The sequence below is a fragment of the Kaistella sp. genome, assembly GCF_049588135.1.
Classification (GTDB): Bacteria; Bacteroidota; Bacteroidia; order Flavobacteriales; family Weeksellaceae; genus Kaistella.
In genome coordinates, this window is sequence record NZ_JBAVFG010000019.1 from 1 (window position 1) to 7,852 (window position 7,852).

6 protein-coding genes and 1 tRNA gene are annotated in these 7,852 nt (G+C 34.4%); 1 reads left to right on the plus strand and 6 read right to left on the minus strand.

Translation table 11 applies throughout. The features are described 5' to 3' along the window. Window positions 1-1,169 (minus strand): glutamine--tRNA ligase (gene glnS / locus WBY99_RS01265; protein ID WP_423974536.1); only part of this gene is annotated, 1,169 nt, incomplete at its 3' end. A gap of 141 nt (window positions 1,170-1,310) precedes the next feature. Here glnS and WBY99_RS01270 point away from each other — a divergent pair. Next, window positions 1,311-2,039, plus strand: a complete 729-nt coding sequence (locus WBY99_RS01270) for a DUF3575 domain-containing protein (protein WP_423974537.1) — start codon at window positions 1,311-1,313, stop codon at window positions 2,037-2,039. A gap of 283 nt (window positions 2,040-2,322) precedes the next feature. Here the strand turns inward: WBY99_RS01270 and purE are convergent, their stop codons facing one another. The 5 genes from purE to WBY99_RS01295 form a co-directional block, all read right to left on the minus strand. Then, window positions 2,323-2,829, minus strand: a complete 507-nt coding sequence (purE, locus tag WBY99_RS01275; protein WP_423974538.1) for a 5-(carboxyamino)imidazole ribonucleotide mutase — start codon at window positions 2,827-2,829, stop codon at window positions 2,323-2,325. A gap of 232 nt (window positions 2,830-3,061) precedes the next feature. Further along, entirely contained in the window at window positions 3,062-4,243 is a 1,182-nt protein-coding gene (locus tag WBY99_RS01280) for an NAD(P)/FAD-dependent oxidoreductase (protein ID WP_423974539.1), read from the minus strand. A 197-nt stretch (window positions 4,244-4,440) separates the two neighbouring features. Then, window positions 4,441-4,513, minus strand: a tRNA-Phe gene (locus WBY99_RS01285). A gap of 86 nt (window positions 4,514-4,599) precedes the next feature. Beyond that, on the minus strand, window positions 4,600-6,438 hold the full coding sequence (locus tag WBY99_RS01290) for a lysophospholipid acyltransferase family protein (RefSeq protein ID WP_423974540.1): 1,839 nt from the start codon (window positions 6,436-6,438) through the stop codon (window positions 4,600-4,602). Window positions 6,439-6,444: 6 nt separating this feature from the next. Next, window positions 6,445-7,683 carry an aspartate kinase gene (locus WBY99_RS01295; RefSeq protein ID WP_423974541.1) on the minus strand — a complete coding sequence of 413 codons (1,239 nt, stop codon included), beginning with the start codon at window positions 7,681-7,683 and terminating at the stop codon, window positions 6,445-6,447. Between the last annotated feature and the right edge of the window lie 169 nt (window positions 7,684-7,852).

Sequence of the window (7,852 nt, forward strand, 5' to 3'; positions counted from 1 at the left end):
ATATACATTTCTCTTGAAAAAGGAATTTCTCGTGTTCCCGCGTTTTCTTCTTCTGGATTATTTTCGGTTTCTAACCATTCTTCTTCATTTTCAGGATAATTTGTAATCACCAGTTTTACGGGATCAACTACCGTCATTACCCTTGTTGCCACTTTATTTAAATCTTCGCGTACGAAAAATTCGAGCAGCTGAATATCAATTAAATTTTCTCTTTTCGCAACACCAACTCTTTCAATAAAATTTTTGATAGAAGTTGGGGTGAAACCCAATCTTCGCATTCCTGAAATGGTAGGCATTCTTGGGTCATCCCAACCAGTAACTGCATTTTCTGCAACTAATCGTTGTAATTTTCTTTTAGAAGTAATCATGTAAGAAACATTCATTCTTGCGAATTCCCGCTGCTTATTTCTTAACGTATTTTTTTCATATACCTGATCCAAATACCAGTCGTAAAGCGGACGATGGTTTTCGAATTCCAGTGAACATAAAGAATGTGATATTTTTTCGATGTAATCTGATTCACCATGTGCCCAGTCGTACATCGGGTAAATCTTCCATTTGTCTCCAGTTCTATGGTGAGGTTTTTTTAAAATTCTATACATAACAGGGTCACGCATGTTCATATTAGGTGAAGTCATATCTATCTTTGCACGCAGAGACATAGTTCCTTCCTCGAATTCACCGTTTTTCATTTTTTCAAAAAGTTCCAAACTCTCTGAGGTCAGGCGATTTCTGAATGGCGATTCTACTCCGTCCTCAAAAGGATTTTTTCGTTGAGTTGAAATTTCTTCTGATGATTGTTCATCAATATACGCTTTGCCATCTTTAATCATTTCTACTGCCCAATTATATAATTGGTCGAAATAATCAGAGGTATATAATTCTTGATCATATTTAAAACCCAGCCAATCAATATCTGCTTTAATGGAATCTACGAATTCTTGTTCTTCTTTCTCAGGATTCGTATCATCAAAACGAAGATTTACGGGTGCGCCATATTTTTCACCTAAACCGAAATTGATGCAGATTGCTTTGGTATGACCAATGTGCAGGTAACCATTTGGCTCTGGCGGAAACCGAAAACGCAATTTATCTTTCGATAAACCATTTGTTAAATCTTCTTCTATAATTTGTTCAATAAAATTGAGGTTTTTTTTATCTTCTTCCATGGGACTATTTATTGAGGCAAATTTAATGAAAATTAAGATTAATATTTGTCTAAAAAAAAATATGCTATATGTAAAAAATATTTATTAAATTGCATCTGCTAATTAAAATAAAACTATAAAAACTATTAAAATTTATAAACTATGAGAAAAATTATTTTATTGCCAGCAATGGTTTTCACAACTTTACTGTTCGCTCAGGATTCGGTAAAGTCTAATATTATTAAAAGTAATATAACAGGCTATGCCTTGAGAAATTTTAATTTAACTTATGAAAGAGTTATTACTAAGAAAATTTCAGTATCTGCAGGTTTTGGGGTTATTGCAAATGGGAGCATTCCGTTTGCGTCACAATTGAGTGATGCTAATCTAAATACCTCAAGCGCTCAAATAAAAGGAAGCAATTTTACAATTGAGCCTAGGATTTATTTGGGAAAAGGATATGGAAAAGGGTTTTATCTAGCACCTTATTTTAGATATTCTTCTTTTGATTTAAGAGAGATTTATTATAATCTTCATGTGAGCTATGCTGGAATAGGAAAAGATATTCCAGTGGATTTTGCTGGTAAGGTTAAAGGAGCGAGCGGTGGTTTAATGCTGGGTTCACAATGGTTTTTAGGTGCCAAGAAGAATTGGGTTATCGATGCTTGGTTTATTGGAGGACATTACGGAAAAGGAACTGGAACCGTTACTGGTACAACTAAAGAAACCTTGAGTCCAGAAATGCAAAGTGAATTGAAGAAGCAATTAAATGGTCTAGATATTCCTTTTGTTAAATATGAAACCAAAGTGAATGCTCATGGTGCAGAAATTCTTGTCGATGGACCGTGGGCTGGATTGAGATCTGGTCTTTCGCTTGGTTACAGGTTCTAAATTTCAGTTTTTAAAAATATATTTTAAAATATCAGTAACTAATTAAGGCTGTTTCACGAATAGTGAAAACAGCCTTTTTTATGACTGTTTAGGGATGTGCTATCTGTAATTTAAGAGTTGTTTTAATAATGCAGATAGTATTAGCATGCAGTTAATTACTTTATAATAACACTCTTTGCACTGTGAAATATGATTGTATAACTGCTTTACTCGAGTTACGGGAGTAATTTATCGTGTCAGAAAGACATGATAAATTGAATGATTAGAGCTTAGTTGATGTGATTTAATTGTCATCAAAATTATTTGGATGATTTTTTTTTATTTCGTCCACCGTTCCTAAAACTTTTTCTTTTAAAGAATTCTGATAGATTTCTAATTTTTTTGCGATTTCTTCATCAGAAGTTCCGAGAATTTTTGCAGCTAAAATTCCAGCATTCATTGCGCCATTCAAAGCAACCGTTGCAACAGGGATCCCAGAAGGCATTTGCAAAATTGATAAAACAGAATCCCAACCATCAATTGAATTTGAAGACAAAATCGGGACACCAATCACGGGCAAAGTCGTGCAACTCGCAACCATTCCTGGCAAATGCGCCGCTCCTCCTGCTCCTGCGACAATCACTTTTAAACCACGATTTTTCGCGGATTTTGCATAATCGAACATTCTTTCCGGCGTTCTGTGCGCCGAAATCACCGTCAATTCATAAGGAATTTCTAATGATTTCAAAAAATCTGCTGCTTGTTCCATAATTGCCAAATCGCTTTGACTTCCCATTATTATTCCGACCATTTTTCTTTCAATTTTAAGGTTTAAAGGTAAGGAAATTTAAGTTTTGAATTTTATTAAAATCAAATTCGAGGATATTCAACTGTATTATTGCTTCATAGGAGCGATATCTGTGTAGAAAAAAGTCATACCAAAATGGTGTGTTCCAGAGGAATGCTATCTTTTTCGGATTTTTGAAATATCTACTGAAAGCCGTATCGATCGCTCCTCTATGGCTTTTCATTTAAAGCAAAATTTAGATTTTGGAATCTAACGATTTTGAGACTTGATTTCCAACGAAAAATCCTGTACTGAAACACGCTTGCAAAAGATAACCTCCAGTTGGAGCTTCCCAATCAATCATTTCACCAGCGCAATAAACATTCGGGAAATTTTTCAATTCGAGATTTGAATTGAATGCAGAAAACGCAACGCCTCCCGAAGTAGAAATCACTTCATCAATCGGACGAAAACTTAAAATTTCGATCGGAAATTTTTTGATCAATTTCGCAAGAAGTTCAATACTGGTGAATGTTTCTTTGTCTAAAGTTTTTAAAAGATTGAATGCAGTTGCTGATAATTTTAATTTCTTTTTTAAAACTGAACTTATTTTTTCGGAACTTTTTAATTGTTCCAAAATTTCAATTTCTGACACGTTTGGTTTAAGGTCAACATCGATGATTAAAGGAAAATTGAATTTTCTGGTAAAACGGTTTAGAAAATAAATAGGACTTCCTTCAATGCCGTATTTGGTGAAAACGATTTCGCCAATTTTGTGATGATTACCAAAAGAAACTTTGATGTTTTTGAGATATTGTCCTTGTAACAAATGAAATTTTTCAGGCGTATTATATCCGGAATTTGCAGATTCCAACGGAATTATTTCAATGTTTTTCGATTGTAGAATTTCTACCCATTTTGCATTAGAACCGGTTTTTTTCCAGGAACCACCGCCCATTGCTAAAATTAATTTTGAATATTTGAGTTTAATTTCTTCCTTTTTATTTTTGAAATAGACGAAATTTTCATCAAAATCGGCAAAAGTATTTTCATAATGAATTTCTACCCCAATTTTTTCCAAATGATCTAACCATGCTTTTAAAACCTGAATCGGTTTGAAATTTTTTGTCGGAAATATTTTACCAGAACTTCCAACATACGTTGAAATTCCCAGATTTGAAAGCCAATCAATCACTTTTTGATTATCGAAATTTCTTACAATTTCTTGGATTTCTTTGACTTCGTATTTTTCGATGAAATTTTCAATTTCCTCACTGTGTGTCAAATTGAAACCACCATTTCCTGCGACCAAAAACTTTCTTGCAGCGGCTTTATTTTGCTCATAAACATGAACGTTGAAGCCTTTTTCTGCTAAAATTTGCGCAGCCATTAATCCCGCCGGACCTGCTCCAATAATGATGATTTGGTTTTCGTTCATGGGTGAGAAAAGTACGGATTTTGTTTTTTTTTGATAGAAGTAAGCTGTGGTATTTGTCTTTTTTTATACCGCAAAAGATACCATTTTAATTTCCAAATATTTGTACAAAGTTTTGAAACTGATCCCAAAATATGAAAAATCGGTGAGCAATATCAAAAAAAAATCACCTACATTGCTGTAAGTGATTGTAATTAAAGTGGTCTCTCCAGGAATCGAACCAGGGACACATGGATTTTCAATCCATTGCTCTACCAACTGAGCTAAGAGACCTTTCGTTAATTGAGTGGTGCAAAAGTAACAACTTTATCCTTATCATGCAAATCATTTGCAAACAAATTTTAACAATTTTAACAATATCACTGATTATCAGAGGCATTATTTTCCTCTTGCTGTATTTGCTCGCTCATTTCTTCTAAAACTGGCTTAATGGTACTCTCTGGTAATTCGCTAATTCGGATATACATCAACCCATCAATCGCATCATTAAAACTCGGATCTACATTGAAAGAAATTACTTTCGCATTCTGTTTAATATATTTTTTAATTAAAACCGGCAAACGCATCTCTGGCTCCAAATCATCGATAATCTTATCGAGCTTATTTAAATCAGATTCTACCTCATCGAAAAACAGATGCTTATCACGATCTTTTAATTTAACTTTAAACTCATGTTTGGGATGAATGTATTGTGCGACCGCAGAATCGTAATAATGTGAACGCATAAACTCTATCATGAGCGATTTTGAAAATTCCGAAAATTTATCGGAAATACTTACTCCACCCATCAAGAATTTATGCTCCGGATTTCTTAAACAAACATGTACGATTCCTCTCCACAAAAGAAAAAGTGGCAAAGGTTTCTGCTGATATTCCTCTGAAATATAGGCTCTTCCCATCTCGATAACTTTTCGAAAAAAGGGACGAAGCTCGGGGTCAAATTCAAAAAGGGAACTCGTATAAAAACCATCGATCCCGTGTTTTTTCATGACTTCACTCCCCAACGCCATGCGATATGCGCCAGCTAATTTCTTTGCTTGGCTGTCCCAAAGGAATAAATGGTGATAATGCTCATCGTATTCATCAAGATCAAACGGCATGTTGCTTCCCTCTCCTATTTTTCGAAAAGTAAGTTCACGCTGTCTTCCAATCTCACGCATGATGGATGGAATATCACTGTAAGGCGCAAAAAAGACTTCATAATTCCCATTTCGGAAAAGCATTTTATCGTCTTTACTGAGCATTTCGATTTCATTAATGATATCCTTTTCTGGAGTTTCATCAATAATATTCTGAACAACATTTGCTTCTTTTTTCAAAGAAAAATTAAGCTTCAGATTGGGAATATTTAAACGATCCGTAATCGATTTTCTTTTATCGTAATAAGACTTTAAAAGCTGAATTTTCTTTTGTAGGAAATCGCCCATTTCCTCTATGGAATCATGATCGAGTAGTACTTTTATAGAGACTGGTTTCCCGAGCCGTATGCGGATTGGCTTTTCTCTTTTATGCATCATTTCGGCAGGCAATAAAAGTGTTTGTAAATCCGGATGAAGCTTTGCCATTTGATAAAAAAAACGACTGTTCTTGGCATGGATATACATAGGAACCACCGGAACTTTTGCCATCTTAATTAACTTTAAAGCAGGTTTTTCCCATCTTTTATCCAGAACTTCGCCAAATTCGTTATTTCGGTTAGAAACTTCGCCAGCCGGGAAAATACCGATACAGCCACCATTCTCTAAATGTTTTAAAGACTCGCGCATTCCGGAGGAGCTGCTTCTAAGCTCTTTCCTATTTTCAAAAGGATTTACCGAAATCACATAAGGCTTCATCGGCTCAATTTTTTCTAATAAAAAATTTCCCATGATTTTGAAATCAGGACGAATCTCCGTTAGAATCTTGGTCATCAAAATTCCATCAATCGCACCCAATGGGTGATTGGATACCAAAATAAAAGGACCCGTTTTTGGAATCCTCTCTAGATCTTCCTCGAAAACAATATATTTTAAATCACGTTCCCGAACAAAAGAATCAAAAAAATCTTTTCCAATCTTATCTTTCAGAACGTCATATAATTTATTGACTTCATCAATTTTCGTCAACCGCATGGCTACAGAAGCTACAGGATTTTTTAGAAATCCCAATTTGCTTAAACCCGACGCCTTAATTAAATCACTTTTAGAAATTAAACTCATTGGAAATTAATTAGTTACAACTTGTATTGTTTTTTGCGAAATTTGTTCTATTAAAATATTTTTATCGCTATAGAATTTATTCAACTGCTCTAAATTAGCATTTCTTATGGTATAAAGTGAAACATCTTTTATAACCTCTGTGTCAAACTGCTCTTGAAGCTCCTGATTAAATTCCTCAACTGTACCATACATATCTTCTAAACAAAGATCTAAAGAAATTGCAGAATTCTGCATCAAAGAAATTTTGATTTTAGATTTAGCCAAAAGGGAAAATATTTGACTCAAATGCTCCTCTGCAATAAAAGAAAAATCGCGGGTTGCAACCCTCATCAAATGCTGATTTTCTTTTAAAATAAAGGATTCCTTCTGACTTCTTTCTTCGCTTGCTCCAACTTTGGTCCCCGAGTTTTTTGGTTCCAAAAAGGATTTCACATAAAAAGGAATATTCTTTTGTTTAAGCGGCTGCAGCGTTTTCGGGTGAATCACCGACGCACCGTAATACGCCATTTCTATCGCATCTTCATAAGAAATATGATCGAGCAAAGAAACATTTTCAAACTTTCTGGGATCGCCAGTCATCACTCCAGGGACATCTTTCCAGATCGTCATTGCTTCTGCATTGAGGCAATAGGCAAAAATTGCAGCCGAATAATCGGAACCTTCTCGTCCTAAAGTGACCGTGAAATTATTATCATCAGAACCAATGAAACCTTGTGTTACATAACAATTGCGTAGATCCAGCGAAGCCATTTTCTTCTCGGTTTCTTCCCAGTTAACATTTCCCTCGCGATAATTGCTATCGGTTTTAATAAAATCTCTGGCATCACACCAGCTATTTTCAAATTGAATATCATTCAAATATTCACTCAAAATTTTAGACGATATCAACTCGCCACAACTTACCACTTGATCGTACACGAAATTATAATTCGGAGATTTATTTCTTCTTAAAAAAGATTCTATATCACCAAAAAAGACAGATATTTCTGCAAAAACAGGATGGTTATCTGGGAACAAATCTTGAGAAATCAGCAAATGATTTTGCTTTACCTTTTCAATTTCAGCTTGATAATCCGTTTTGGCAAAATAGTTTTCAACAACTTTCTCTAAAGCATTCGTGGTCTTTCCCATTGCCGAAACCACGAGGATACAACTCGAAAAACCCTGCGTCTCTAAAACTTGTGCTACATTTTTTACACTTTGCGCATCTTTTACCGATGCACCTCCAAATTTAAAAACCTTCATCTAAAAACTTCAATATCAATAATTTAACCTCATCAGAGAACATCTCTGCGTACAATATCAGGGGTCAAAATTATTAATTATCAACGAATAAAAAAAACTTGGATTCATATTAAAAATCACAATTAAAAAATAATACCTTTCCAATAATTTTTGCACAAGCTTTTTTTAG

Excerpts from the sequence above, each read along its gene's own strand:
- WBY99_RS01270 (WP_423974537.1), top strand. The coding sequence starts at position 1,311 with ATGAGAAAAATTATTTTATTGCCAGCAATGGTTTTCACAACTTTACTG.
- purE (WP_423974538.1), bottom strand. The coding sequence starts at position 2,829 with ATGGTCGGAATAATAATGGGAAGTCAAAGCGATTTGGCAATTATGGAA.
- WBY99_RS01280 (WP_423974539.1), bottom strand. The coding sequence starts at position 4,243 with ATGAACGAAAACCAAATCATCATTATTGGAGCAGGTCCGGCGGGATTA.
- WBY99_RS01290 (WP_423974540.1), bottom strand. The coding sequence starts at position 6,438 with ATGAGTTTAATTTCTAAAAGTGATTTAATTAAGGCGTCGGGTTTAAGC.
- WBY99_RS01295 (WP_423974541.1), bottom strand. The coding sequence starts at position 7,683 with ATGAAGGTTTTTAAATTTGGAGGTGCATCGGTAAAAGATGCGCAAAGT.